The organism is Streptomyces sp. NPDC058052, assembly GCF_042885515.1.
In the GTDB taxonomy this organism is placed as follows: Bacteria; Actinomycetota; Actinomycetes; order Streptomycetales; family Streptomycetaceae; genus Streptomyces.
This window is the reverse complement of sequence record NZ_JBHVRX010000001.1, coordinates 36,298-62,405: the sequence shown is the minus strand read 5'-3', so window position 1 is coordinate 62,405 and position 26,108 is coordinate 36,298. Positions and strand designations below refer to the sequence as shown.

24 protein-coding genes and 1 riboswitch are annotated in these 26,108 nt (G+C 71.5%); of the genes, 15 read left to right on the top strand and 9 right to left on the bottom strand.

Annotated elements, in window-relative coordinates; translation table 11 throughout:
• Window positions 1–24 precede the first annotated feature (24 nt).
• The gene (locus ACFVU3_RS00320) at window positions 25–1,440 is read right to left on the bottom strand and encodes a family 2B encapsulin nanocompartment shell protein (protein ID WP_390062340.1); all 1,416 of its coding nucleotides are present in this window, start codon (window positions 1,438–1,440) and stop codon (window positions 25–27) included.
• Window positions 1,441–1,691: 251 nt separating this feature from the next.
• Here ACFVU3_RS00320 and ACFVU3_RS00315 point away from each other — a divergent pair, with 251 nt between their 5' ends.
• Both ACFVU3_RS00315 and ACFVU3_RS00310 read left to right on the top strand, forming a co-directional pair.
• A complete protein-coding gene (locus ACFVU3_RS00315; protein ID WP_390062338.1) occupies window positions 1,692–2,282 on the top strand; it encodes an N-acetylmuramoyl-L-alanine amidase in 591 nt (196 codons plus the stop codon).
• 128 nt (window positions 2,283–2,410) lie between these two features.
• Complete coding sequence (locus ACFVU3_RS00310) at window positions 2,411–3,319, top strand: 1-aminocyclopropane-1-carboxylate deaminase/D-cysteine desulfhydrase (RefSeq protein WP_390062336.1); 909 nt, start codon at window positions 2,411–2,413, stop codon at window positions 3,317–3,319.
• On the opposite strand, the gene ACFVU3_RS00305 is transcribed toward ACFVU3_RS00310, so the two are convergent.
• On the bottom strand, window positions 3,298–4,893 hold the full coding sequence (locus tag ACFVU3_RS00305; protein ID WP_390062334.1) for a Na+/H+ antiporter: 1,596 nt from the start codon (window positions 4,891–4,893) through the stop codon (window positions 3,298–3,300). The genes ACFVU3_RS00310 and ACFVU3_RS00305 overlap by 22 nt on opposite strands.
• Window positions 4,894–4,970: 77 nt before the next feature.
• Between ACFVU3_RS00305 and ACFVU3_RS00300 the strand changes: the two genes are divergently transcribed.
• The 3 genes from ACFVU3_RS00300 to ACFVU3_RS00290 all read left to right on the top strand — a co-directional run bounded on the left by ACFVU3_RS00300 (window position 4,971) and on the right by ACFVU3_RS00290 (window position 6,956).
• Window positions 4,971–5,231, top strand: a complete 261-nt coding sequence (locus ACFVU3_RS00300) for a UBP-type zinc finger domain-containing protein (RefSeq protein WP_390062333.1) — start codon at window positions 4,971–4,973, stop codon at window positions 5,229–5,231.
• Window positions 5,232–5,517: 286 nt separating this feature from the next.
• A complete protein-coding gene (locus ACFVU3_RS00295) occupies window positions 5,518–5,931 on the top strand; it encodes an anti-sigma regulatory factor (RefSeq protein WP_150231590.1) in 414 nt (137 codons plus the stop codon).
• On the top strand, window positions 5,928–6,956 hold the full coding sequence (locus ACFVU3_RS00290; protein WP_390062330.1) for an RNA polymerase sigma factor SigF: 1,029 nt from the start codon (window positions 5,928–5,930) through the stop codon (window positions 6,954–6,956). The genes ACFVU3_RS00295 and ACFVU3_RS00290 overlap by 4 nt, the downstream gene beginning before the upstream one ends.
• 2 nt (window positions 6,957–6,958) lie before the next feature.
• Here the strand turns inward: ACFVU3_RS00290 and ACFVU3_RS00285 are convergent, their stop codons facing one another.
• Window positions 6,959–7,372, bottom strand: coding sequence for a hypothetical protein (locus tag ACFVU3_RS00285; protein WP_390062329.1), 414 nt, complete (start codon window positions 7,370–7,372; stop codon window positions 6,959–6,961).
• 125 nt (window positions 7,373–7,497) lie between these two features.
• Here ACFVU3_RS00285 and ACFVU3_RS00280 point away from each other — a divergent pair, with 125 nt between their 5' ends.
• Window positions 7,498–8,466, top strand: coding sequence for a diacylglycerol/lipid kinase family protein (locus ACFVU3_RS00280; RefSeq protein ID WP_390062327.1), 969 nt, complete (start codon window positions 7,498–7,500; stop codon window positions 8,464–8,466).
• A gap of 318 nt (window positions 8,467–8,784) precedes the next feature.
• Window positions 8,785–9,042, top strand: coding sequence for a WhiB family transcriptional regulator (locus tag ACFVU3_RS00275; protein ID WP_003953983.1), 258 nt, complete (start codon window positions 8,785–8,787; stop codon window positions 9,040–9,042).
• A gap of 171 nt (window positions 9,043–9,213) precedes the next feature.
• Here ACFVU3_RS00275 and ACFVU3_RS00270 read toward each other — a convergent pair whose 3' ends face one another.
• Together ACFVU3_RS00270 and ACFVU3_RS00265 are read right to left on the bottom strand one after the other, a co-directional pair.
• The gene (locus tag ACFVU3_RS00270; RefSeq protein ID WP_390062985.1) at window positions 9,214–10,680 is read right to left on the bottom strand and encodes a sensor histidine kinase; all 1,467 of its coding nucleotides are present in this window, start codon (window positions 10,678–10,680) and stop codon (window positions 9,214–9,216) included.
• 494 nt (window positions 10,681–11,174) lie between these two features.
• Window positions 11,175–11,771, bottom strand: a complete 597-nt coding sequence (locus ACFVU3_RS00265; protein WP_390062325.1) for a TetR/AcrR family transcriptional regulator — start codon at window positions 11,769–11,771, stop codon at window positions 11,175–11,177.
• Window positions 11,772–11,853: 82 nt separating this feature from the next.
• On the opposite strand from ACFVU3_RS00265, the gene ACFVU3_RS00260 reads away from it, so the two are divergent.
• Together ACFVU3_RS00260 and nagB are read left to right on the top strand one after the other, a co-directional pair.
• Window positions 11,854–12,606, top strand: a complete 753-nt coding sequence (locus ACFVU3_RS00260) for an SDR family oxidoreductase (protein ID WP_390062323.1) — start codon at window positions 11,854–11,856, stop codon at window positions 12,604–12,606.
• A 194-nt stretch (window positions 12,607–12,800) separates the two neighbouring features.
• A complete protein-coding gene (gene nagB / locus ACFVU3_RS00255) occupies window positions 12,801–13,586 on the top strand; it encodes a glucosamine-6-phosphate deaminase (RefSeq protein WP_390062321.1) in 786 nt (261 codons plus the stop codon).
• A gap of 103 nt (window positions 13,587–13,689) precedes the next feature.
• Here the strand turns inward: nagB and ACFVU3_RS00250 are convergent, their stop codons facing one another.
• The 4 genes from ACFVU3_RS00250 to ACFVU3_RS00235 all read right to left on the bottom strand — a co-directional run bounded on the left by ACFVU3_RS00250 (window position 13,690) and on the right by ACFVU3_RS00235 (window position 18,700).
• On the bottom strand, window positions 13,690–15,216 hold the full coding sequence (locus ACFVU3_RS00250; protein ID WP_390062319.1) for a glycoside hydrolase family 3 protein: 1,527 nt from the start codon (window positions 15,214–15,216) through the stop codon (window positions 13,690–13,692).
• An 8-nt stretch (window positions 15,217–15,224) separates the two neighbouring features.
• Complete coding sequence (locus tag ACFVU3_RS00245; RefSeq protein ID WP_390062983.1) at window positions 15,225–16,061, bottom strand: carbohydrate ABC transporter permease; 837 nt, start codon at window positions 16,059–16,061, stop codon at window positions 15,225–15,227.
• Between the two features lie 41 nt (window positions 16,062–16,102).
• Complete coding sequence (locus tag ACFVU3_RS00240) at window positions 16,103–17,125, bottom strand: sugar ABC transporter permease (protein WP_351105976.1); 1,023 nt, start codon at window positions 17,123–17,125, stop codon at window positions 16,103–16,105.
• Between the two features lie 285 nt (window positions 17,126–17,410).
• Complete coding sequence (locus ACFVU3_RS00235; RefSeq protein WP_390062317.1) at window positions 17,411–18,700, bottom strand: extracellular solute-binding protein; 1,290 nt, start codon at window positions 18,698–18,700, stop codon at window positions 17,411–17,413.
• A 282-nt stretch (window positions 18,701–18,982) separates the two neighbouring features.
• On the opposite strand from ACFVU3_RS00235, the gene ACFVU3_RS00230 reads away from it, so the two are divergent.
• The 6 genes from ACFVU3_RS00230 to ACFVU3_RS00205 all read left to right on the top strand — a co-directional run bounded on the left by ACFVU3_RS00230 (window position 18,983) and on the right by ACFVU3_RS00205 (window position 26,094).
• Window positions 18,983–19,747 (top strand): GntR family transcriptional regulator, encoded by a 765-nt coding sequence (locus ACFVU3_RS00230; protein ID WP_043224989.1) that lies wholly within the window; start codon window positions 18,983–18,985, stop codon window positions 19,745–19,747.
• Between the two features lie 189 nt (window positions 19,748–19,936).
• Window positions 19,937–20,191, top strand: coding sequence for a DUF3311 domain-containing protein (locus ACFVU3_RS00225; protein ID WP_390062315.1), 255 nt, complete (start codon window positions 19,937–19,939; stop codon window positions 20,189–20,191).
• Complete coding sequence (gene mctP, locus ACFVU3_RS00220; protein ID WP_390062314.1) at window positions 20,188–21,813, top strand: monocarboxylate uptake permease MctP; 1,626 nt, start codon at window positions 20,188–20,190, stop codon at window positions 21,811–21,813. Before ACFVU3_RS00225 ends, mctP begins: the two co-directional genes overlap by 4 nt.
• A gap of 80 nt (window positions 21,814–21,893) precedes the next feature.
• Window positions 21,894–22,397, top strand: a complete 504-nt coding sequence (locus ACFVU3_RS00215) for a GNAT family N-acetyltransferase (protein ID WP_390062312.1) — start codon at window positions 21,894–21,896, stop codon at window positions 22,395–22,397.
• A 76-nt stretch (window positions 22,398–22,473) separates the two neighbouring features.
• Window positions 22,474–22,550, top strand: a riboswitch (cobalamin riboswitch).
• A 152-nt stretch (window positions 22,551–22,702) separates the two neighbouring features.
• Window positions 22,703–25,078, top strand: coding sequence for a ribonucleoside-diphosphate reductase subunit alpha (locus ACFVU3_RS00210; RefSeq protein ID WP_390062310.1), 2,376 nt, complete (start codon window positions 22,703–22,705; stop codon window positions 25,076–25,078).
• Window positions 25,078–26,094 (top strand): ribonucleotide-diphosphate reductase subunit beta, encoded by a 1,017-nt coding sequence (locus ACFVU3_RS00205; RefSeq protein WP_390062308.1) that lies wholly within the window; start codon window positions 25,078–25,080, stop codon window positions 26,092–26,094. Before ACFVU3_RS00210 ends, ACFVU3_RS00205 begins: the two co-directional genes overlap by 1 nt.
• The last annotated feature ends 14 nt before the right edge of the window (window positions 26,095–26,108 follow it).

The following is a 26,108-nucleotide window of genomic DNA, read 5'->3' as shown; positions in this document are numbered from 1 at the left end:
GTGGGGCCCCGGCCCGGCCGGGGCTCAGCGCCGGCGGCTGATCTCGACGTTCTCCAGGACGCCGAGCGCGTCGGGCACGAGGACCGCAGCGGAGTAGTACGTGGTGACCAGGTAGGAGATGATCGCCTGCTCGTCGATGCCCATGAAGCGGACCGAGAGGCCGGGCTCCACCTCGTCCGGGAGGCCGGTCTGGTGCAGGCCGATGACCCCCTGGTCGGACTCGCCGGTGCGCATGCAGATGATCGAGCTGGTGCCGGCGGCGGTCACCGGGATCTTGTCGCAGGGGAAGATCGGGACCCCGCGCCAGGTCGGGACCCGGGTGCCGGCCACGTCGATCGTCTCCGGCACCAGACCCCGCCGGTTGAGCTCGCGGCCGATGGCGGCGATGGCCCTCGGGTGGGCGAGGAAGAGCTTGGAGTCCCGGCGGCGGGAGAGCAGCTCGTCGAGGTCGTCGGGGCCGGGGACGCCGTCGTGCGGCTGGATCCGCTGCCCGTAGTCGCAGTTGGCGAGGAGGCCGAACTCCTTGTGGTTGACGAGCTCGTGCTCCTGGCGCTCGCGCAGCGCCTCGACCGTGAGCCGCAGCTGGTGCTCGGTCTGGTTCATCGGGTGGTTGTAGAGGTCCGCCACGCGCGTGTGGACCTTGAGGACGGTCTGGGCGAGGCTCAGCTCGTACTCGCGGGGGGCGGCCTCGTAGTCCACGAAGGTGTGCGGGACGACGGCCTCGCCGACATGGCCGGCGGAGACGTCGATGGCGGCCTCGCCGTAGCTGTTGGTGGACCGCTCCGGGCGGCCGGCGACCCCGGCGAGGTGGGAGGCGAGCGAGCCGGCGCGGGCGGCCAGCGCGGTCACGTCGGCGCGGGTGAGCTCCAGGACCGTGCAGGCGGTGGCGGCACGGGCGGTCCACTCCCAGGCGGCGTCCTCGGAGAGGAGGGCGCCCTCCCCGAAGTAGGCGCCGTCGGCGAGGACGCCCAGCACCGACTCGTCGCCGTACGGGCCCTCGCCGACCTGCTCGACGCGGCCGTGCGCGAGGAGGAGGACGCGGTCGGCGGGGGCTCCGGCGACCGCGATGATCTCGCCGGCGGCGACCTCGCGCTGGGCGCAGCGGGCCGCGAGCTCGCCGAGGACCTCCTCGTCCTCGTATCCGCGCAGGGCCGGCAGCTCGCCCAGCTCGGCGGGGATCACGGCGACCCGCTCGCCGGTCTGGACGAAGGTGACGCGGCCGTCGCCCACGGAGTGGCTGAGCCGCCGGTTGACCCGGTAGGCACCGCCCTTCGTCTCGACCCAGGGCAGCGACCGCAGCAGCCAGCGGGAGGAGATCTCCTGCATCTGCGGGGCCGACTTGGTGGTCGAGGCGAGGTTGCGCGCGGCGGCGGTGCCGAGACTCTGCTGCGGGGCCTGCCGCTCCGCGAGGACCTCGTCGCCAACCGAACCAACGGACATGGAACTCCCTCTCGTACGTCTGGCTTGCGACAGGAAGCCTTTCAGCACGGAGCGTGGCCGCGCCATTACACATTCGGGTGGGACTGTTCGGTGATCTTCGGGGCATGTCGGCCGATTTCCCGTCGGACGGCGGACGGCTCGACCCGGCCGGAGTGTCCGGATCGGCTCGCACACGGTCCGAACGGATGGCAGCGGAGGCACTGACTCCGGTACTCCGGAGGTTCGGTCCGTACCGTTGGAAGGAGCACGCCATGGCGGTTCCGCTGTCCGCGAGCAGGATCCTCGGCGCACTGCGCGGCGAGGGCCTGTCGGTCGTCGAGGTCGGCGACTGGTCCACCCACAACAGGAACCACAAGGGCCCCTGGGGGCCGGTGCACGGGGTGATGATCCATCACACCGTCACCCGGGGCACCGCGCACACCGTCCGCATCTGCCGGGACGGGTACGCGGGGCTGCCGGGCCCGCTCTGCCACGGCGTGATCGCCAAGGACGGCACCGTCCACCTGGTCGGCCACGGGCGGGCCAACCACGCGGGGCTCGGCGACGACGAGGTGCTGCGGGCGGTGATCGCGGAACGGCGCCTGCCGCCGGACGACGAGGCCACCACCGACGGCAACCGGCACTTCTACGGCTTCGAGTGCGAGAACCTCGGCGACGGCGAGGACCCCTGGCCCAAGGTGCAGCTGGAGGCGATCGCCAAGGCGTCGGCGGCGCTCTGCCGGGCGCACGGCTGGACCCACCGCTCGGTGATCGGGCACCGGGAGTGGCAGCCCGGGAAGGTGGACCCGCGCGGCTTCACCATGGCGTCGATGCGCGAGCGGATCGCCGACCTGCTGCGCTGAGCGCGGCGCACGCGCGCGTGGCGGCGCGGACGGCGCCGACGGCCGACGCGACCGGGATCGGCGCCGCCCCCGCACGCGTGGCGGGGGCTCCGGTCCCGGCCGCGTCCGCCGCCCGCGAGAATGGCCGGGTGGACACGTACGACCTCTCCGCCCTGCGGCCCCGGCTCCCCTCGCCCCTGGAGCCGGTGGAGGACGAGCGGTTCACCCGGCGCGGGCTGACGCTGCTGCTCAAGCGGGACGACCTCATCCATCCCGACCTGCCCGGCAACAAGTGGCGCAAGCTCGCGCTCAACCTGCGCGCGGCCGCCGGCCGGCCGGTGCTGACCTTCGGCGGCGCGTACTCCAACCACCTGCGGGCCACCGCCGCCGCCGGCCGGCTGCTCGGCTTCCCGACGACCGGCGTGGTGCGCGGCGACGAGCTGGCGGGGCGGCCGCTGAACCCCTCGCTGGCGCGGTGCGCGGCGGACGGGATGCGGCTGGAGTTCGTGGACCGCTCCACGTACCGGGCCAAGCACGAGCCGGAGGTGCTCGCGGCTCTCCTCGGCCGGGCCCCGGAGGGCTCCTACGTGGTCCCCGAGGGCGGCAGCAACGCGCTCGCGGTGGAGGGGTGCCGGGCGCTCGGGCGGGAGCTGTCCGGGCACGCCGACGTGGCCGCGGTGGCGTGCGGCACGGGCGGCACCCTGGCGGGTCTCGCGGCCGGCTTCGACGGCAGGTCGCTGGGGGTGCCGGTGCTGAGGGGCGGGTTCCTCGGCGGTGAGGTGCGGGCCCTCCAGGAGGCCGCCTTCGGCGGGCCTCGCGGCGACTGGTGGCTGGACGAGCGGTTCCACTGCGGCGGCTACGGCCGTTCGACCCCGGCGCTCGACGCGTTCGCACAGGACTTCGGGGCGCGGCATGGACTCGCCATCGAGCGACTGTATGTCGCCAAAATGCTCCTCGCACTGGTGTCCCTGGCCGAGGAGGACGCCTTCCCGCCGGGGACCAGGATCGCCGCCGTGATCACCGGGTCGGAGGGCGGTCAGGCCGTCTCCTCGCGGTAGGCGGCGGCCTCCTCCAGGTCGAGGCGGCGCAGCAGGCTGCGCATCATCTCGTCGTCGATCCGGCGCTCGTCGCGCAGCCGGACGAAGACCTCGCGCTCGGCCTCGATCATCTCCCGCGAGAGGCGGCGGTAGGTGTCGTCGGCGGTCTCGCCGGTGAGGTCGTTGACCGCGCCGAGGCGCTCCCAGACGCTGTTGCGGCGGCGCTCCAGGACCGTGCGGAGCCGGTCGGCGAGGGGGCCGGGCAGGGTGTTGCGTTCGTCGGCGAGGAGTTCGTCGAGGCGGGCCTCGGCGGCCCGGGACGCCTCGCTCTGGGCCTGCGCCTCGGCGAGGGTCTCCTGGTAGCGGTCGCGGCCGGGGAGCTTCAGGGCCCGGATGAGCGGGGGCAGGGTGAGGCCCTGGACGACGAGGGTGCCGATGACGGTGGTGAAGGTGAGGAAGAGGACGAGGTTGCGGGCGGGGAACTCGACGCCGTCGGTGACGACGGGGATGGAGAAGGCGATGGCGAGGGAGACCACCCCGCGCATGCCGGCCCAGCCGACGACGAGGGGCGCCTTCCAGTCCACCCCCGGTTCGCGCTCCCGGACGCGGGCGGAGAGCCAGCGGGGCAGGAAGGTGGCCGGGAAGACCCAGACGAAGCGGACCACGACGACGAAGACGAAGACCCCGAAGGCGTACCAGAGGGCCTCCCCGATGCCGTACTGGCCGAGCCCCTGCACGACATAGGGCAGCTGGAGGCCGATGAGGGCGAAGACGGCGGACTCCAGGACGAAGGCGACCATCTTCCACACCGCCTCCTCCTGGAGCCGGGTGGCGAAGTCGACCTTCCACGCCTTGTGCCCGAGGAAGAGGCCGACCACGACGACGGCCAGCACCCCGGAGGCGTGGACCTCCTCGGCCGCCGCGTAGGCGATGAAGGGGATGAGGAGGGAGAGGGTGTTCTGGAGCAGGGGTTCGGTGAGCCGGGTCCGCAGCCAGTGGATGGGCACCATCAGGAGCAGGCCGACGCCGACGCCTCCGACGGCGGCGAGGGCGAACTCGCCGAGGCCGCCGGCCCAGCTGATGCCCTCGCCGACGGCGGCGGCGAGGGCGACCTTGTAGGCGGTGATCGCGGTGGCGTCGTTCACCAGGGACTCGCCCTGGAGGATCGTGGTGATCCGGTGGGGCAGGCCGAGGCGGCGGGCGATGGCGGTGGCGGCCACCGCGTCCGGCGGGGCGATCACGGCGCCGAGGACGAGGGCGGCGGTGAGCGGCAGGTCGGGGACGAGGACGTACGCGAGCCAGCCGACGGCCACGGTGGCGAAGAGGACGTAGCCGACGGAGAGCAGCGCGACGGGCCGGATGTTGGCTCGCAGGTCCAGGTAGGAGGACTCGACGGCGGCCGTGTAGAGCAGCGGCGGCAGGATCAGCGGCAGCACGATGTGCGGGTCGAGGGTGTAGTCGGGGACCCCGGGGGCGTACGAGGCGGCCAGGCCGACCGCGACGAGGAGGAGCGGCGCCGGTACCGGCGTGCGGCGGGCGAGCCCCGCCACCGCCGCGCTCGCCGCCACCAGTGCCACCAGCCGCAGTGCGTCCATGCCACCCCTCCACCCTTCCGTCTCGCCGCTCGCCTCGTCCGCCCGGTCCGGCCGGTCCGCGACGTACCCTGGCCATCATGATCGAGTGCCCTCACGTAGCGGAAATGCCGCGCCCCGAGCCGGTCCCGCTCCACCGGACCTGCCCCGAGTGTCTGGCCGACGGGACCAACCCGGTCCAGCTCCGGCTCTGCCTGACCTGCGGGCACGTGGGCTGCTGCGACTCCTCGCAGGGGCGGCACGCCACCGGCCATTTCGGCGCGACCGGGCACCCGGTGATGCGGACCTTCGAGCCGGGCGAGGCGTGGCGCTGGTGCTTCGTGGACGAGGCGCTGGTCTGAGGCGACGCGGTCCGTCGGGGGCGGGGCGGTTCGAGGGGCGGGCCGCTGGGTACGTCACCCCTCCGCCGGTCGCCGCTTTTTTGGCCCCCGCACACCCCTGGCCACGTTCCGCACCCATGGGCCTACCATGAGTGACGGACCGGGATCGGGGGCCCGTGGGCTTGCGGCGACACGGCAGGATGGATCGCGATAGCGTCACGGCGGACCGCGCAGCCCCTGCGTGACCGCCCGGTCCGGGGGCCTTCCCCCGGGCCCCGAATGAGCTTGTGCCACCTTGGAGGTGAGGGTGTCCCAGATCGCAGGCGAGCCCGGGACCCAGGACTTCGTGGAAGTCCGGCTGCCCGCTGCGGGTGCCTATCTGTCCGTGCTGCGTACGGCCACGGCCGGCCTCGCGGCGCGCTTGGACTTCACCCTCGACGAGATCGAGGACTTGCGGATCGCGGTGGACGAGGCGTGCGCGATCCTGCTCCAGCAGGCGGTGCCCGGCTCGGTCCTGAGCTGCGTCTTCCGGCTGGTGGACGACTCCCTCGACGTGACCGTGTCCGCGCCGACCACGGACGGCCGGGCTCCCGAGCGGGACACCTTCGCCTGGACGGTGCTGTCGGCGCTGGCCGGGAAGGTGGAGTCCACGGTCGCGGAGGACAACACGGTCTCGATCAGCCTGTACAAACAGCGCGGCGCGGGGCCAGGCCCGGCGTGAGGAGCGGGGACGCGACGGCCGGCATCCCTGGGCAGCAGGCACGGCCGCATGAGGTCGCTACGGAGCAGCAGGCGGACCAGATGAGCGAGCACGAGCAGCAGCACGACGAGGCTCCCCCGGCACCGGTCCCGGCCCCGGACGGGAGCGCGGGCACCGCTGTGGCACCGCCCGCCGAGACCCCGGCGGGCGACGCCGAGGCGGACGACGGCGAGGCGGGCGAGGCCGCGGACGCGGTGGACGGCGAGGGCGCGGACGCGGGCGTCCGTCACCCGCAGGACCGCAGCGGCGCCCGCGCGCTCTTCGTGGAGCTGCGGTCGCTGCCGGAGGGCTCCCCGGAGAAGGCCGAGCTGCGCAACCGGCTGGTCCGGATGCACCTGCCGCTGGTGGAGCACCTGGCGCGGCGCTTCCGCAATCGCGGCGAGCCGCTGGACGACCTGACCCAGGTGGCGACGATCGGCCTGATCAAGTCGGTCGACCGGTTCGACCCGGAGCGGGGCGTGGAGTTCTCCACGTACGCGACGCCGACGGTGGTCGGCGAGATCAAGCGGCACTTCCGCGACAAGGGCTGGGCGGTCCGGGTGCCGCGCCGGCTCCAGGAGCTGCGCCTGTCGCTGACGACGGCGACGGCGGAGCTGTCGCAGCAGCACGGACGGTCACCGACCGTGCACGAGCTGGCCGAGCGGCTCGGGATCTCCGAGGAGGAGGTCCTGGAGGGCCTGGAGTCGGCCAACGCCTACTCGACGCTCTCGCTGGACGTGCCGGACACGGACGACGAGTCGCCGGCCGTCGCGGACACGCTGGGCGCGGAGGACGAGGCCCTGGAGGGGGTCGAGTACCGGGAGTCGCTCAAGCCGCTCCTGGAGGACCTGCCGCCGCGGGAGAAGCGGATCCTGCTGCTCCGGTTCTTCGGGAACATGACCCAGTCGCAGATCGCGCAGGAGGTCGGCATCTCACAGATGCACGTCTCCCGGCTGCTCGCCAGGACCCTGGCGCAGCTCCGGGAGAAGCTCCTCGTGGAGGAGTGAGGTCAGCTCTCCTGGCCGGGGCGCCGGATGCCGAGCGCCTCGGTCGTGGCCGGGTTGACCAGGAGGACGAGCCCGGTCACGGCGAGCACGGCGAGGACGATCCCGTACGGGATCACGCCCTCGGACTGGAGCATCTGCCAGGCGACCGGCAGGGCGAGGATCTGGGTGATCACGGCCGGGCCGCGGCTCCAGGACCGCATCCCCCACAGCCCGCGGGCGGCGGCGAGCGGGATCAGGCCGAGTGCGAGCAGCGTCACACCACCGGTCACCCCGCCGGTGAGATCCCCGCCACCGTCGGCCAGCGTCCGCACCAGCAGGTAGGCGCCTCCGGCGAGGAGTCCGAGGGCCTCGACGAGGGCCACGCCCGCGGCGGCGGCCAGGCGGGCGGGGCGGGGGGTCTGCTCCGTACTGCTCATGAAGGGCAGCGTAACGGGGGCGGCCGGGGCGCCGGGTCCGGGACCCGGGACGGGGGTCCCGGCGGAGGTGTCCGGGGATCGGGCGGGAGTGGGATCGGTACCGCCGGGTAGGTACGCTGGCGGACATGCGCGCACTTCTCGTGGTCAACCCGGCAGCCACCACCACCAGTGCCCGCACCCGTGACGTGCTGATCCACGCGCTGGCGAGCGAGATGAAGCTGGAGGCCGTCAGCACCGAGTACCGGGGTCACGCGCGCGACCTCGGCCGGAGGGCGGCCGAGTCGGGGGAGATCGACCTGGTCGTGGCCCTCGGCGGCGACGGCACCGTGAACGAGGTCGTGAACGGGCTGCTGCACGGCGGGCCCGATCCGGACCGGCTGCCGGGCCTGGCGGTCGTGCCGGGCGGTTCGACCAATGTCTTCGCCCGCGCGCTGGGGCTGCCGAACGACGCCGTGGAGGCGACCGGCGCCCTGCTGGACGCGCTGCGGCAGCGGAGCGCCCGGACGGTGAGCCTCGGGCTCGCGTCGGGGACGCCGGGCACCCCGGACGAGGAGGTGCCGGCCCGCTGGTTCACCTTCTGCGCCGGGCTCGGGTTCGACGCCAGCGTGATCGGCCGGGTCGAACAGCAGCGCGAGCGGGGGAAGCGGTCCACGCACGCGCTCTATCTGCGCCAGGTGTTCCGCCAGTTCCTGGAGGAACCGAACCGGCGGCACGGGACGATCACCCTGGAGCGGCCCGGCGCCGAGCCGGTGGAGGACCTGGTCCTCTCCATAATCTGCAACACCTCCCCCTGGACCTACCTGGGCAATCGCCCGGTGTACGCGTCCCCGGAGGCGTCCTTCGAGACCGCGCTCGACGTGCTCGGACTGAGCCGGCTGTCGACCCCGGCGGTGGCCCGGTACGCCACCCAGCTGCTCACTTCGACCCCCGAACGGGGGCCTCGCGGCAAGCACGCCACGACTCTGCACGACCTGACCGACTTCACCTTGCATTCGAAGGTGCCCCTCCCTCTCCAGATGGACGGAGACCACCTCGGACTGCGTACGAGCGTGACGTTCACAGGCGTACGCCGTGCACTGCGTGTGATTGTGTGAGTGGAAGGGCCGAAAGTCCTTGCACTCGAACGTTTAGGCGCGCATCCACCCCTTAGAAGTACGGCTGTGACCTAGCCGACACCGAGGAATCAAAAAAAACTTTCCGGAAGGGGTTGTATCCGCTGCCGAGGTTTGCGAGTCTCTTCTTGGCGATCGGGACGGCCCGCAAGACCGGCCTCCACTGAGAGCCAGAACCCCTCCTCAAACCTAGGACCACACCGGTTCATCCGGCAGTCGGCCCTTCACTTGTTGAGGGATTCGTGAAAGCGTTCACATTCACAAGCAACTTGCACGTAATAACCAAGAGAGGTAGCAGCCATGGACTGGCGTCACAACGCCGTTTGTCGTGAGGAAGACCCCGAGCTGTTCTTCCCCATCGGCAACACCGGTCCTGCGCTGCTGCAGATCGAGGAAGCCAAGGCCGTCTGCCGCCGCTGCCCCGTCATGGAGCAGTGCCTGCAGTGGGCGCTCGAGTCCGGCCAGGACTCCGGCGTCTGGGGTGGCCTCAGCGAGGACGAGCGCCGCGCGATGAAGCGCCGCGCCGCCCGCAACCGGGCGCGCAACGCCAGCGCCTGAGCCACCTGCACAGCCTGAGGCACGCGGCGCGTACACCGCGTACGCATTCACCGCCCCCGAGCCGCAGCGCGCAGAAGTAAGCAGTACCCCACAGCATTCGAGCCCCGGACCGATCATCTCGGTCCGGGGCTCGCTGCTGTGCGTCACCACCCGGGGGGTGGTGACGGGGCGTCACTTCTGCGGGCGCACCGGGATGTCCAGGACCACCTTGGTGCCGCGCTCGCTGCCGGGCCGCATGTCGAAGGTGCCGCCCAACTCCCCCTCCACCAGGGTCCGTACGATCTGGAGGCCGAGGTTGCCGGCCTTCTGCGGGTCGAAGCCCTCGGGCAGGCCGCGGCCGTCGTCCCGGACGGTGATGAGGAGCCGGGCGTCGGGGCGGGGCTCGCCGCGGACCGCGCTGACCTCGACCGTGCCGTGCTCGCCGGGGGCGAAGGCGTGCTCCAGGGCGTTCTGCAGGATCTCGGTGAGGACCATGGAGAGCGGGGTGGCGACCTCCGCGTCCAGGATGCCGAAGCGGCCGTTGCGCCGGCAGGTGACCTTGCCCGGGGAGATCTCGGCGACCATGGCGATCACCCGGTCGGCGATCTCGTCGAACTCGACCCGCTCGTCCAGGTTCTGGGACAGCGTCTCATGGACGATGGCGATCGAACCCACGCGCCGGACCGCCTCGTTGAGCGCCTCGCGCCCGCGGTCGGAGTCCATCCGGCGGGCCTGGAGCCGCAACAGGGCCGCCACCGTCTGGAGGTTGTTCTTCACCCGGTGGTGGATCTCCCGGATGGTGGCGTCCTTGGTGATCAACTCGCGCTCGCGGCGGCGCAGTTCGGTGACGTCCCGGAGCAGGACCAGGGAGCCGATCCGGGTGCCCTTGGGCTTGAGCGGGATGGCCCGCAGCTGGATGACCCCGCCGCTGCCCTCCACCTCGAAGTTCCGGGGGGCGTAGCCGGAGGCGAGGGTGACCAGCGCCTCGTCGACCGGGCCCCGGGAGGGCGCCAGTTCGGCGGTGATCTGGCCGAGGTGCTGGCCGACCAGGTCGGCGGCGAGGCCGAGCCGGTGGTACGCGGAGAGGGCGTTGGGCGAGGCGTACTGGACCATGCCGTCGGCGTCCAGGCGGACCAGGCCGTCGCCGGCCCGCGGCAGCGAGTCCATGTCGGACTGCTCCCCGGGGTAGGGGAAGGAGCCGGCCGCGATCATCTGGGCGAGGTCGGAGGCCGACTGGAGGTAGGTGAGCTCCAGCCGGGAGGGGGTGCGGACGGTCAGCAGATTGGTGTTGCGGGCGATCACGCCGAGGACGCGGCCCTCGCGCCGCACGGGGATCGACTCGACCCGGACCGGGACCTCCTCGCGCCACTCGGGGTCGCCCTCGCGGACGATCCGGCCCTCGTCGAGGGCGGCGTCCAGGAGCGGGCGGCGGCCGCGCGGGACGAGGTGGCCGACCATGTCGTCCTGGTAGGAGGTGGGGCCGGTGTTCGGCCGCATCTGGGCGACGGAGACGTACCGGGTGCCGTCGAGGGTGGGGACCCACAGGACGAGGTCGGCGAAGGAGAGGTCGGAGAGCAGCTGCCACTCCGACACCAGCAGGTGGAGCCACTCCAGGTCGGAGTCGCTCAGGGCGGTGTGCTGGCGGACGAGGTCGTTCATGGAGGGCACGGTGCGAGCGTACCCGCGGAATTAACGGCTGGTGAACCTGGCTCTTCCGGGCCGCGTGTTGGAGGATGGGCCCGGAAACACCGCGTTCAGGTGGATGGACAGACAAGAATGGTCTAGTCCACAATGAACGCATCGAACTCCACACAGCCTCCATCCTCCCCGCACAGGAGGATGGACGAGGTACCCGGCGCTCTCTGCCCTGACTGCGCCGAGACCTCCCTTCACGGCCGAGGGTCCGCACACCCCCGGCCGGGCACACCCGGGCTGCGGTGCCGGGCGGGTTGAGGGTCCCGCCAGGCGCCGCGGCCCGCGGTCGTTCCCGGAGGCCGGCCCGGGCCGGTGCTCCCCTCCAGGACGTTCCGCCCTCCGCTCCTCCGCGCCGGTCCGCGATCCACTCCGGGCCCGCCCCGGGCCGGCGCTCCTCCCCGGGCCGGCGCTCCTCCCGGGCCGGTGCTCCTCCCGGGCGGCGCGCGGGGCTCCCGTGATCAGGCCGGGGGCCAGGCGAGCATCGCCGCCTCCGCCACCGCCGCCAGCTCCTCGGCCGTCGCCCCGTCACGGGCCTGCTGGGACATGCCCTGGAGCACGGCTCCGCCGAGGCGGGCCAGCACGCGGGCGTCGGTGGCGGCGGGCAGCTCGCCGGACTCCACGTCCTGGCGGATCCGGTCCTCGATGGCGGCCAGATTGGCGTTCCGCCGGGCGCGCAGGGCCTCCTCCACCTCCGGGGTGGAACAGTTGACCGCCGCCGAGATCACCAGGCAGCCGCGCGGGTGGCCGGGCTCCGTGTAATGGAGGGCGGCCTCGCGGAGCATCCGCGCGACACCGGCGCGGGCCGTCGGCTCCTCCGCGAAGGCGCGGGAGCCGAAGGCGCCGTGCGAGAGCGCGTACTCCGCCACGACCTCCTCGAAGAGCGTCCGCTTGTCGCCGAAGGCCGCGTAGAGGCTCGGGGCGCTGATGCCCATGACCCGGGTCAGGTCGGAGACGGAGGTGGTCTCGTAGCCCCGCTCCCAGAAGGCCATCGTCGCCTGCTCCAGGGCCGTGGGCCGGTCGAAGGAGCGGGGACGCCCGCGCTGTTTCGTCGCCATGGGGTGAATTCTATAGCGCGCGTTACGGATCGTGGGGTACGGTCTTTCTGTAGCGACCACTAGGAAATGAGGGGGCGGCGTCATGGGCGTGCTCACGGGGAAGACGGCACTGGTCACGGGCGCGAGCCGGGGCATCGGACGCGGGATCGCCGAGCGGCTGGGCCGGGACGGCGCGCGGGTCGCGGTGCACTACGGGGCGAACGAGGCGGCGGCGAAGGAGACGGTCGCGGCGATCGAGGCGGCGGGCGGCGAGGCGTTCGCGATCGGCCAGGAGCTGGGGGTGCCGGGGGACGCGGCGGCGCTGTGGGCGGCCTTCGACGCGCGGGCGGACGGGCTGGACATCCTGGTGAACAACGCCGGCATCGGCGCCGCGCGCCCCTTCGAGGCGATCAGCGAGGAGGAGTTCGAGCGGGTCTTCGCGGTGAACACGAAGGCGCCGTTCTTCCTCGCGCGGCTGGGGGCGGAGCGCCTGCGGGACGGCGGCCGGATCGTCAACGTGTCGACCGGGTTGAGCCGGACGGCGCTCATGCCGGACCTGATCGCCTACTCGATGTCGAAGGCGGCCCTGGACGTCTTCACCCGCGACCTGTCGAAGCTGCTGGGCCGGCGCGGGATCACGGTCAACTCGGTGGCGCCCGGGATCGTGGACACGGACATCAACGCCGGATGGCTGCGCGGCAGCGAGGAGGCGTGGGCCGGGGCGGCGGCGCACTCGGCGCTGGGCGGGGTCGGGAGCACGGCGGACATAGCCGACGTGGTGGCCTTCCTCGCCTCGGACGACGCCCGCTGGGTGACGGGGGCCTGGATCGACGCCACGGGGGGCTCGCTGACCTGAGCGGAGGAGGGCCGGGCGGACCCGAGTGGCTGGTGGGGCGGGGGCGGCCGACGATGGAGAGGGGCCGGGAGGCGCGGGCCGTCCGGGGGGCGGAACGGCATGAGGAGACGGGCCTCACTCTGCTAGATTTGGACTTTGATTGGTCTATACCACATGGCCCCTCCCCAGCCCCTCACCAGATCGGCAGGCACAGCGTGGAAGTTGTCATCGTCAAGGACGCCAAGGCGGGCGGCGAGCTCATCGCGGACGGCATCGCCGGCCTCCTGCGCCGCAAGCCCGACGCGCTGCTCGGCGTGGCCACCGGTTCGACCCCGATCCCCATCTACGACGCCCTGATCGCCCAGGTCCGGGCCGGCTCCGTGGACGCCTCCCGGGCGCGCATCGCCCAGCTGGACGAGTACGTCGGCCTGCCCGCCGGGCACCCGGAGTCGTACCGCTCGACCGTCCTGCGCCAGGTCGTGGAGCCGCTCGGCCTCCCCGAGGACCACTTCATGGGCCCCGACGGCTCCGCCGAGGACGTCCAGGCGGCCTGCGAGGCGTACGACCAGGCGCTGGTCGACGCCGGCGGCGTGGACCTCCAGATCCTCGGCATCGGCACCGACGGGCACATCGGCTTCAACGAGCCGTGCTCCTCGCTCGCCTCCCGCACCCGGATCAAGACGCTCACCGAGCAGACCCGGGTGGACAACGCCCGCTTCTTCGACGATGACATCGAGCAGGTCCCGCACCACGTCATCACCCAGGGCATCGGCACCATCCTGGAGGCCCGCCACCTGGTGCTGCTGGCCACCGGCGAGGGCAAGGCCGAGGCCGTCGCGCAGACCGTCGAGGGCCCCGTCGCCGCGCTCGTGCCCGCCTCCGCGCTCCAGCTGCACCCGCACGCCACCGTGGTCGTGGACGAGGCCGCCGCCTCCAAGCTGAAGCTCGCGGACTACTTCCGCCACACCTACGCGAACAAGCCCGCCTGGCAGGGCATCTGATCCCTGACGCCCCGTCCCGGGCGTCCGGTCCCCGCGGGGAACGACGGAAGGGGCCCGGCACCTGATCCCAGGTGCCGGGCCCCTTCCGTCGTTCCCGCCGGCGTCAGACGCCGGTGCCGACCACGGCCTCCGCCGCGGCGCGGCCGCAGACCCGGGCGGCGCCGTGGGTCGCGATGTGCAGGGCCCCGCGGGGCTCCGCCTCGTTGAGGCCCATCTCGACGACCACGGTGTCCGGGCGGACGGCCACCAGACCGTCCAGGGCCGCGGTCATCCACGGGTGCCGGTGGAGGTCGCGGACGACCGCGACGACCCGCCGCTCCCCCGCCGCCGCGAGCACGGAGTCGACCGTGTCCTCGGCCCCGAAGGAACCGGACCCGGTGCCCGGCAGCAGCCGGTCCAGCTCGGCGGCGACGCCCCACGGGGTCTCGTCGCCGACCGCGAAGTTGGCGACCGGGGTGAACGAGGCGACGAACGGCGCGCTGGACACCGGGGTGTAGAGCTCCGCGCCCTTGGTGATCCGCAGGGCCCGGCGGGCCGCCACGAGTCCGATGTCGGCGCCGGGCGCGGTCCCCTCCTGCACTGCCGCGCCCGGCACCGATCCAGCCCCCCTCGCCCGGTGCGCCTGGGTCCAGGCCGCCAGGGCGCGCACGCGCGCCGCGGCGTCGGCCAGCCGCTCCTCGGGCAGTTCACCGGTCCGTACCGCGTCGACGAGCGCGTCGCGCAGCCGCAGTACGGTGTCCTCGTCGCACAGCCCGCCGCCGACGCAGATGGCGTCGGCGCCCGCGGCGATGGCGAGGACGGATCCGCGCTCGATGCCGTACGTCGCCGCGACGGCCTGCATCTCCATGCCGTCGGTGACGATCAGACCGTCGAAGCCCAGCTCCTGGCGGAGCAGACCGGTGAGGATCTGCGGGCTCAGGGTGGCCGGACGGTCGGTGTCGAGCGCGGAGAGCAGGATATGCGCGCTCATGACTGCTTTGGTACCCGCGGCGATGGCCGCGCGGAAAGGCACCAGCTCACGGGCGTGCAGTGTGGCGAGGTCCACATCGATCCGGGGCAGCGCGTCGTGCGAGTCGACGTTGGTGTCGCCGTGTCCGGGGAAGTGCTTGGTGCAGGCCGCGACCCCGACGCCCTGGAGGCCGTCGACGTACGCCACGGTGTGCCGGGCGACCAGGTCCGGGTCCGGTCCGAAGGAGCGGACGCCGATGACCGGGTTCTCGGCGTTGGAGTTCACGTCGGCCGAGGGGGCCCAGTTGAGGTCGATCCCGCAGGCGACGAGCCGGCGGCCGAGCTCGCGGGCGACGGCCCGGGTCAGCTCGACGTCGTCGACCCGGCCCAGGGCGTAGTTGCCCGGGAAGGACGAGCCCTCGTTGACCTCCAGGCGGGTGACGTCGCCGCCCTCCTCGTCGATGGCGACGAGGACGTCGTCCCGCTCCGCGCGGAGCTGGGCGGTGAGGCGGGCGAGCTGCTCGGGGCTGACGACGTTCCGGCCGAAGAGGCCGACGGACGACAGGCCCTCGCCGATCCGGCGGAGCAGCCAGTCGGGGGCGGTGGTGCCGACGAAGCCGGGCTGGAGCACCGTGAGCGCGTCACGGGTCAGGGTGTCCGAGCCGTGTACGAGTGTGGTCATGGGGGCCGCTATCCCTTCACCGCGCCGGCGGTCATGCCGCCGACGGCCTTGCGCTGGAGGAAGAGGAACACGATGAGCACCGGCAGGGCGAAGAGCGTGGAGGCGGCCATGGTGGCGCCCCAGTCGTCGCCGAACGCGGTCTGGAACTGGGTGAGCCAGAGCGTCAGGGTCTGGTTCGTCTTGTCCTTGTTGAGCACGAGGACCATGGCGAACTCGTTCCAGGCCGTGATGAAGCCGAAGAGCGAGGTGGACATCAGGCCCGGGGCCAGCAGCGGGAAGATGACCTTGCGGAACGCCTGGCCGCGGGTGCAGCCGTCGATCTGCGCGGCCTCCTCCAGCTCGACCGGGACGGCGGCGATGAAGCCGCGCAGGGTCCAGATGGTGAAGGGCAGGACCATCACGAAGTAGATCGCGGTGAGCAGCGGGATGCTGTTCAGCATGTCGTTGTCGCGGGCGATCATGTACATCGCGATGACCATGACCTCCCAGGGGGCCATCTGGGCCATCATCACGATGAGGACGATGCCCTTGCGGCCCTTGAACTTCATGCGGGCGATCGCGAAGCTCGCGGCGAGGGCGACGAGCAGGGCCAGGAGGACGGCGCCGACCGTGACGATCAGGCTGTTGGTGACGTACGTCCAGAACAGGTCGACGCCGGTGGCCGTCGAGTAGTTCTCGAAGGTCGGGGTGAAGAAGAAGACCGGGTCCTTGGAGAGGATCTCGCTCTGCGGCTTCAGCGAGGACGAGAACATCCAGTAGACCGGGAAGACGAAGATCACGGCCAGGACGAGCGCGGCGGCGTTCTTCGCGACGGCGCCGACGGTCAGCGGCTTGCGGGTGCGCAGCTTCTGCGGAGCCGGCGCCTGGGGGGTCTGTGCGGTGGTGCTCACTGCTCGTCCTCCTGCTTCAGGATCAGGCGGAAGTAGAAGGACATGGCCACGAGGAGCATCACGATGGTGAGGATCGAGATGGCCGCCGCGACGCCGTAGTGCTGCTGGCTCATGCCTTCGATGTAGGCGAAGACGGGGAGGGTCTCGGTGGCGCGGTCGGGGCCGCCCTGGTTCATGGCGTAGACCTGGGTGAACGCCTTGAAGACCCAGATGATCTCCAGGAAGGTGGTGATCATGAAGAAGGGCTTGAGGTTCGGGAAGACCACGGACCAGAAGGTCCGCCAGCCGTTCGCGCCGTCCATGCGGGCCGCCTCGTACAGCTCGGTGCCCACGGTGGTGAGGCCGGCGTACATGTTGAGGGCGACGAAGGGGACGGAGCCCCAGACGACGAGGGCCGTGATGATCACGAAGGTGGAGAAGCCGGTCTCGAACCAGTTGTGCTGGTCGTAGCCGGAGAAGCCGAGCGTGCGCATCAGCCAGTTGGCGACGCCGAACTGCTCGTCGAAGAGCCACTGGAAGACCGTGACGGAGGCGACGATCGGCATGGCCCAGGCGAAGGCGAGCGCGAGGGAGAGCACGAGCCGCATCTTCTTGCCGAGGCGGTTGAGCAGGAGGCCGATGCCGGTGCCGATCGCCATGATCAGCGCCACGTTGGCCGCGGTGAAGGCGACCGAGCGGAGGACGACGGTCCAGAACTCGGAGTTCCCCAGCAGCTCCGTGTAGTTGTCGAAGCCGACCCAGGGGGTCTCGCGGCGGATCAGCTCACGCCGGTTGACCGACTGGAAGGAGAGGATCAGGTTGCTGATCAGGGGGTAGAGCAGCAGCACCGCCATGGACAGCAGGGCGGGCGTGACGAGCAGGTACGGCAGTAGCCCACCAGGCAGCGAACGTCTGCCGCGCGAGGGCTGAAGGGCTTCCTTCGCGCCGGAAGGGGGTGGCGGAGTCTGCGACTTCCCTGCCGCCCTCCCGGGCGCGTCCTGGGAACCGGCGGTCGCCGTCCCCTGGGAGTCCACGGTCATGGTCTTCTTCCTCGCGGTTCTGGGGCTCCCGCGCCCACCGGGGCGCGGCCCGGGGGAGCGGGCCGCATTCACTGCAACGCCCAGGTGGCGTGGGCGGGGGGCGCCCGCCCCCCCCCCCGGGGGGAGGGCGCGGGGGCCGCCAGGGTGTGGCTGAATGGGGAAGTGGGCCCCGGCGGGGCGGGGCCCCCCCCCCCCCGGGGGGCGGGGGGGGGGGGGGGCCCCCCCCCCCCCCCCCCCCCCCGGGGGGGGGGGGGGGGCCCCCCCCCCCCCGCCACCGGGGTGGGATTACTGCTGGTTGATGCGCTCGGCGATGACCTTGTCGGCCTCTTCGCCGGCCTTCTGCGCGTCCTCGCCCTTCAGGACCTTGGTCATGTAGCCCTTGATCGGGTTGGGCTCGGTCTCGACGTTGGCCCAGCCGCCGGTGATCGGGGTGATGCGACCGACCTCGGCGACCTTCACCATCGCCTCGGCGAAGGAGCCGGCCTCAGGGGTGACCTGCGCGGAGGTGTCGACGGGGATGATGCCGCCCTTGTTGGCGGTGCCGTACGACTCCAGCTGCTTCTTGTTGGTGACGAAGGCCAGCCACTCCTTCGCGAGCTCCTGGTTCTTGGAGCGCTCGGCGACGGCGAGGTTCGAGCCGCCGAAGAAGACGGAGCCCGGCTTGTCGGCCGTCTTGCCCGGGATCGGGAAGTAGCCGAAGTCGGCCTTCTTGCCGGCCTTCTCGATGGCCGCGATCGCGCCGCCGGCCTCCCAGCCGAGACCGATCCAGGAGGAGACGCCGCCCTTGGGCACGACGTCCACGGACTGCTGCGGGGTGGCCTCGTCCTTGTCCTTCGGAGCGGTCGAGAAGGACTGCAGCTCCTTGTAGAAGTTCATGGCGGCGGCGGCCTGCGGGGTGGCCAGGCCACCCTTCCACTTGTCGCCGTCCTTGACCGCGAGCTCGCCGCCCTCGTCCCACAGGAAGCCGGCGAGGACGTACCAGCTCTGGCCCGGGAGGTAGATGGGCTGCGACTTGGCGTCGGCGGCCTTGAGCTTCTTCAGGCCGTCGATCCACTCGGTGCGGGTCTTCGGCGGGGTGACGCCGGCCTTCTTGTACGCGGCCTTGTCGTAGATCACGACGCGGCTGGCGGCCCACCACGGAGCGGCGTAGAGCTTGCCGTCCAGCTCGGCCGAGGGCAGCATGCCCTTGCTCCAGTTGTTGTAGCCGAGCTTCTCCTTGTCGCCGGAGAGGTCGGCGAGACCGCCGGTGACGGCGTAACCCGTGGTCTGGGTGTTGCCGAGCTCCAGGACGTCCGGGGGGGTGTCCTCGGAGAGGGCCGTGGTGACCTTGGTCTGGATGTCGGTCCACTGCTGGACCTCGACCTTGACCTTGACGCCGGGGTGGGCGGCCTCGAACTCCTTGTTGACTCCGTCGATCCACTCCTTGGGAGCGGAACCGTCCATCACCCAGACGGTGAGCGACTTGTTGCCGCCCTCGGCCTTGTCCTTCGTGTCACCGCTGTCGGAACCGCCACACGCAGCGACCGAGACCATCATGCCCGCGACGCCGATCGCCGCGATGAGCTTGCGCTTCACGCCACCCTCCTCAGGGATGCCTGCAACCCCTGCCCACCGCGCGAAGACATACGTCAGGTAGTGCTCGTGGGGCTGGGACCTGGTCTTTAATGGTTTAGACCAGTACCCGGAGCTTGGCCTAGACCTTTGGGGGTGTCAAGGGTGTATAAGAAGGGCAGTCGCGTCCGTTATCGGACCGACACCTGAGGGAGGCCGACGACCCGTGACCGGTCCGTGCCACCATGTGAGCCGCGACAGACGGAGGAGCCGGTGACGGCAGCAGCACAGTCGGGAAGGCAGGCCATGGCCACGGAGGCGGGCAGTACGGAGACAGAGGGCGGGCCGGCGACCCGCACCGCGCGCGTGCCCAAGTACTACCGGCTGAAAAGGCACCTCCTCGACATGACGGAGACCCTTCCGCCCGGTACCCCGGTGCCGCCCGAGCGGACGCTCGCGGCCGAGTTCGACACCTCGCGCACCACCGTGCGCCAGGCCCTCCAGGAACTCGTCGTCGAGGGCCGGCTCGAACGCATCCAGGGCAAGGGCACCTTCGTGGCGAAGCCGAAGGTCTCCCAGTCGCTCCAGCTCACCTCGTACACCGAGGACATGCGCGCCCAGGGACTCGAACCCACCTCGCAGCTCCTCGACATCGGCTACGTGACCGCCGACGACACCCTCGCCGGGCTGCTCGACATCACGGCCGGCGGCCGGGTGCTCCGCATCGAGCGCCTCCGGCTGGCGAACGGCGAGCCGATGGCGATCGAGACCACCCACCTCTCGGCCAAGCGCTTCCCCGCGCTGCGCCGTTCGCTCGTCAAGTACACCTCGCTCTACACCGCCCTCGCCGAGGTCTACGACGTGCACCTCGCCGAGGCCGAGGAGACCATCGAGACCTCGCTCGCGACCCCGCGCGAGGCCGGACTGCTCGGCACCGACGTCGGCCTGCCGATGCTGATGCTCTCCCGTCACTCCCTGGACGCCCAGGGCGAGCCGGTGGAGTGGGTGCGCTCGGTCTACCGCGGCGACCGCTACAAGTTCGTCGCGCGCCTCCAGCGCCCCAACGGCTGAAAATCGATCTGAACCCGTACCCCGGCGCATCCGTGTGATGTGTCGGGGTACGTCTGTTCCCGGGCCGCGGCACCCACGCCGAGACCCGCCCGATACACGTCCGTTATCCGGACCAGGGTTCCCAGGGACTGGACGGTCCCCTAAATTTCCACGGCATCAGCCGGTGATCAGCGAGGGGACCACTTCACCATGTCAGAAGCCGCAACCGGGAAACAACCGGTCATCACACCGCTCAGGGTCGTCATCGGGCTCTGTCTGGCGGCCCCGTTCGTGGCGATGCTCTGGGTGGGTTCGTACGCGAAGGTCGAACCCCTCGTCATCGGCATCCCGTTCTTCTACTGGTACCAGATGCTCTGGGTGCTGGTGTCGACCGTGCTCACGATGGTCGCGTACAAGCTGTGGCAGCGCGACCAGCGCGCCCGCAAGGGAGGTGACGCGCGATGAAGGACGGCGTGAACGGCGTGGCGCTCGCCGTGTTCATCTTCTTCTTCCTGGCCGTCACGGTCATGGGCTTCCTCGCCTCCAAGTGGCGCAAGGCCGAGAACGAGAACAGCCTCGACGAATGGGGCCTCGGCGGCCGCTCGTTCGGCACCTGGGTCACCTGGTTCCTGCTCGGCGGCGACCTGTACACCGCGTACACCTTCGTCGCCGTCCCGGCCGCCATCTACGCGGCGGGCGCGGCCGGCTTCTTCGCCGTGCCGTACACGATCCTGGTCTACCCGCTGATCTTCACCTTCCTGCCGCGGCTCTGGTCCGTCTCGCACAAGCACGGCTACGTGACCACCTCGGACTTCGTCCGCGGCCGCTTCGGCTCCAAGGGCCTGTCGCTGGCGGTGGCGCTCACCGGCATCCTCGCCACCATGCCGTACATCGCGCTCCAGCTCGTCGGCATCCAGGCCGTCCTGGACGTGATGGGCGTCGGCGGCGGCGAGAACACCCACTGGTTCATCAAGGACCTGCCGCTGCTCATCGCCTTCGGCGTCCTCGCGGCGTACACCTACTCCTCGGGTCTGCGCGCCCCGGCGCTCATCGCCTTCGTCAAGGACACCCTGATCTACATCGTCATCGCGGTGGCGATCATCTACATCCCGATCAAGCTCGGCGGCTTCGACGAGATCTTCGCCAAGGCCGGTGAGGCGTACGCGACGATCAACCCGGCGACCGAGAAGCCGCGCGGCGCCCTGGTGCCCGGCGAGGCCAGCCAGTGGACGTACGCGACGCTCGCGCTCGGCTCGGCGCTCGCGCTCTTCATGTACCCGCACTCGATCACCGCGACCCTGTCGTCCCGGAGCCGCGAGGTCATCCGCCGCAACACCACGATCCTGCCGCTGTACTCGCTGATGCTGGGCCTGCTCGCGCTGCTCGGCTTCATGGCGATCGCCGCCGGGGTGAAGGTGGCCAACGGCCAGCTCGCCATCCCGCAGCTCTTCGAGAACATGTTCCCGGACTGGTTCGCGGGCGTCGCGTTCGCCGCGATCGGCATCGGCGCGCTCGTCCCCGCCGCGATCATGTCGATCGCCGCGGCCAACCTCTTCACCCGCAACATCTACAAGGACTTCATCAAGAAGGACGCCACCCCGGAGCAGGAGACCAAGGTCTCCAAGCTGGTCTCGCTCCTGGTCAAGGTCGGCGCGCTCGCCTTCGTCCTCACCATGGACAAGACCGTCGCGATCAACTTCCAGCTGCTCGGCGGCATCTGGATCCTGCAGACCTTCCCGGCCCTGGTCGGCGGTCTCTTCACCCGCTGGTTCCACCGCTGGGCGCTGATCGCCGGCTGGGCCGTCGGCATGATCTACGGCACCGCCGCCGCGTACGGCGTCGCCAGCCCGACCCAGAAGCACTTCGGCGGTTCCTCGGCGGAGATCCCGGGCATCGGCGAGATCGGCTACATCGGCCTCACCGCCTTCGTCCTCAACGTCCTGGTCACGGTCGTCCTCACCTTCGTCCTCAAGGCCCTCAAGGCCCCCGAGGGCGTCGACGAGACCTCCCCCTCGGACTACACGGCCGACGCCGGCGACACCGGGGTCAGCACCGAGCTCCCGAAGGTCGGGGCCGGCACCCACTGAGCCGCCGCACCCTACGGCGAGGGCCCGGGGAGGCGGAAATCCCCGGGCCCTCGCCGTGTCCACCCGGCAGACTGCACCGCATGGACTTCACGATCAGGGCCGTACGGCCCGAGGAGTACGAGGAACTCGGCGAGATCACCGCGCGGGCCTACCTCGACGACGGGCACCTCACCTTCGGCGAGGACGACGACTATCTGCCGTTGATGAAGGACGTGGCCCGGCGGGCCGTCGAGGCGGAGGTACTGGTCGCCGTCGACGGCGACGGGACCCTCCTCGGCGGGGTGACCTTCACGACCGGCGGCGGGGAGTGGGCGGACATCGCCGTCCCCGGCGAGGCCGAGTTCCGGCTGCTGGCCGTCGCCCGCGCCGCCCGCGGCCGCGGGGTCGGCGAGGCGCTCGTCCGGGCGTGCGTCGAACGCGCCCGCGCCCTCGACGGCTGCGACCGGCTGGTGCTCTCCACCCAGGACCGGATGGCCGAGGCCCACCGGATCTACCGGCGGATCGGCTTCGCGCGGCGGCCCGAACGGGACTGGAGCCCGGTGCCCGGCCTGTCGCCGCTGCTGGCCTTCTCCCTGGACACCTGAGCGGCGGGACACAACATGTGGGGGGTGCCGAGATCGGCGCCCCCCACATGTATGCTCATCCTCGCTGTCGTCGCAGGGGAATCCGGTGCGAATCCGGAACTGTCCCGCAACGGTGTGCTTCGTGCGCTTTCGCACGGAGTGAGTCCGAACACCTGTCGGCAGTGCGCCCGGTCCGTCCGTTCCGGGTGCCGACGACGTCCGGGCCTCGCGGAATGGGCCGGTGGACGCGGGCGCATCCGCGCGTACGGGTGCCCGTCCGCGCCTCCCCCGCCGTGGCCCCGGGCCGAGCGAGGGAGAGCCCCCACGTGACCATCGCGCCTGCGGGTCCGTCAGCCACCGAGGCCGCCGCGATCGAGAGCGACGGCCCCGGGACCGTACTGCTGCGGACCCTGACCGACCTCACCGCCGACCTCACCGACACCGACCCCGGCCGGGTCGCCGCCGCCGCGCTGCGCGGCCGGCACGCCGGTTCGGACGAGGCGGAGCTGCGCGAACTGGCCACCGAGGCGGCCGCCGGTCTCATCTCCGAGGACCCCGCCTACTCCCGGCTCGCCGCCCGCCTGCTGACGCTGACGATCGCCGAGGAGGCGGCCGGCCAGGGCGCGGTCTCCTTCTCCGCCTCGGTCGCCACCGGTCACCGCGAGGGCCTGATCGCCGACCGCACCGCCGCCTTCGCGGCCCTGCACGCGGACCGCCTGGACGCGCTGATCGACCCGGCCGGCGACGACCGCTTCGGCTACTTCGGCCTGCGGACGCTCTACTCCCGCTACCTGCTGCGCCACCCGATCACCCGCAAGGTGATCGAGACCCCGCAGCACTTCATGCTCCGGGTCGCGGCCGGCCTCGCCGAGGACGACTCGGCCCGCGCCCTCGACGAGGTGGCGGCGCTCTACGGGCTGATGAGCCGCCTCGACTACCTGCCCTCCTCCCCCACGCTCTTCAACTCCGGCACCCGCCACCCGCAGATGTCCTCCTGCTACCTGCTCGACTCCCCGCAGGACGAGCTGGACTCGATCTACGACCGCTACCACCAGGTCGCGCGCCTGTCGAAGCACGCGGGCGGCATCGGCCTGTCGTACTCCCGGATCCGCTCGCGCGGTTCGCTGATCCGCGGCACCAACGGGCACTCCAACGGCATCGTGCCGTTCCTGAAGACCCTGGACGCCTCGGTCGCCGCCGTGAACCAGGGCGGCCGCCGCAAGGGCGCCGCCGCCGTCTACCTGGAGACCTGGCACGCGGACATCGAGGAGTTCCTGGAGCTCCGCGACAACACCGGCGAGGACGCCCGCCGCACCCACAACCTGAACCTCGCCCACTGGATCCCGGACGAGTTCATGCGCCGGGTGAACGCCGACGCCGAGTGGTCGCTCTTCTCCCCCGCCGACGTGCCCGAGCTGGTCGACCTGTGGGGCGAGGAGTTCGACGCCGCCTACCGCGCGGCCGAGGCCAAGGGCCTGGCCCGCCGGACCATGCCGGCCCGCGACCTGTACGGCCGGATGATGCGGACCCTGGCGCAGACCGGCAACGGCTGGATGACCTTCAAGGACGCCTCCAACCGGACCGCCAACCAGACCGCCGAGCCCGGCTCCGTGGTCCACTCCTCGAACCTCTGCACCGAGATCATCGAGGTCACCGACGACGGCGAGACGGCCGTCTGCAACCTCGGCTCGGTCAACCTCGGCGCCTTCGTCACCGGCGGCGACATCGACTGGGAGCGTCTCGACGCGACCGTCCGCACCGCGGTCACCTTCCTCGACCGGGTCGTCGACATCAACTTCTACCCGACCGAGCAGGCCGGGAACTCCAACGCCCGCTGGCGGCCGGTCGGTCTGGGCGCGATGGGCCTCCAGGACGTCTTCTTCAAGCTGCGGCTGCCGTTCGACTCCGCCGAGGCCCGCGCGCTCTCCACCCGCATCGCCGAGCGGATCATGCTCGCCGCGTACGAGGCGTCCGCCGACCTCGCCGAGCGCAGCGGCCCGCTCCCCGCCTGGGAGAAGACCCGCGCCGCCCGCGGCGTGCTGCACCCCGACCACTACGACGTGGAGCTGAACTGGCCGGAGCGCTGGGCCGCGCTGCGCGAGCGGATCGCCGCCGTCGGCATGCGCAACAGCCTGCTCCTCGCCATCGCGCCGACCGCGACGATCGCCTCGATCGCCGGCGTCTACGAGTGCATCGAGCCGCAGGTCTCCAACCTGTTCAAGCGCGAGACGCTCTCCGGCGAGTTCCTCCAGGTCAACTCGTACCTCGTCGACGAGCTGAAGCGGCTCGGCGTCTGGGACGCGCAGACCCGCGAGGCGCTGCGCGACGCCAACGGCTCGGTGGCCGGCTTCACCTGGGTCCCGGCCGAGGTGCGCGAGCTGTACCGCACGGCGTGGGAGATCCCGCAGCGCGGCCTGATCGACATGGCGGCGGCCCGGACCCCGTTCCTGGACCAGTCGCAGTCGCTGAACCTGTTCATGGAGACGCCGACGATCGGCAAGCTGTCGTCGATGTACGCGTACGCCTGGAAGCAGGGCCTGAAGACGACGTACTACCTGCGTTCCCGCCCGGCGACCCGGATCGCCCGCGCGGCCCAGGCGTCGGCGACGGCCGCCGCCCCCATCCCCGTGCAGCAGGCCGCCGACCCCGACGCGGTCGCCTGCTCCCTGGAGAACCCCGAGTCCTGCGAGGCATGCCAGTGATGAGCACCACCGAGAACAAGAACCTGCTGGACCCGGGCTTCGAGCTGACCCTGCGTCCGATGCGCTACCCGGACTTCTACGAGCGGTACCGGGACGCCATCAAGAACACCTGGACCGTGGAGGAGGTCGACCTCCACTCGGACGTCGCCGACCTCGCCAAGCTCACCCCCGGCGAGCAGCACATGATCGGCCGGCTGGTCGCGTTCTTCGCGACGGGCGACTCGATCGTGGCGAACAACCTGGTCCTGACGCTGTACAAGCACATCAACTCCCCCGAGGCGCGGCTGTACCTGAGCCGTCAGCTCTTCGAGGAGGCGGTGCACGTCCAGTTCTACCTGACGCTGCTCGACACCTACCTGCCCGACCCGGACGACCGCGCGGCGGCCTTCGCGGCGGTCGAGAACATCCCCTCCATCCGCGAGAAGGCGCAGTTCTGCTTCCGCTGGATGGACTCGGTCGAGAAGATCGAGCGGCTGGAGACGGCGGCCGACCGCCGCCGCTTCCTGCTGAACCTGATCTGCTTCGCCGCCTGCATCGAGGGCCTGTTCTTCTACGGGGCCTTCGCCTACGTGTACTGGTTCCGCTCCCGCGGCCTGCTGCACGGCCTGGCGACCGGCACCAACTGGGTGTTCCGCGACGAGACCATGCACATGAACTTCGCCTTCGAGGTCGTGGACACGGTCCGCAAGGAGGAGCCGGAGCTCTTCGACGCCGCACTCCAGCAGCAGGTCACGGACATGCTGCGGGAGGCGGTCGAGGCGGAGCTCCAGTTCGGCCGCGACCTGTGCGGCGACGGCCTGCCCGGCATGAACACCGAGTCGATGCGCGAGTACCTCCAGTGCGTCGCCGACCAGCGCCTGGTCCGCCTCGGCTTCCCCCCGGTGTTCGGCTCCGAGAACCCGTTCGCGTTCATGGAGCTCCAGGGCGTCCAGGAACTGACCAACTTCTTCGAGCGCCGCCCGTCCGCCTACCAGGTGGCGGTCGAGGGCACGGTCGACCTGGACGAGGACTTCTGACCTCCGGATGTGAA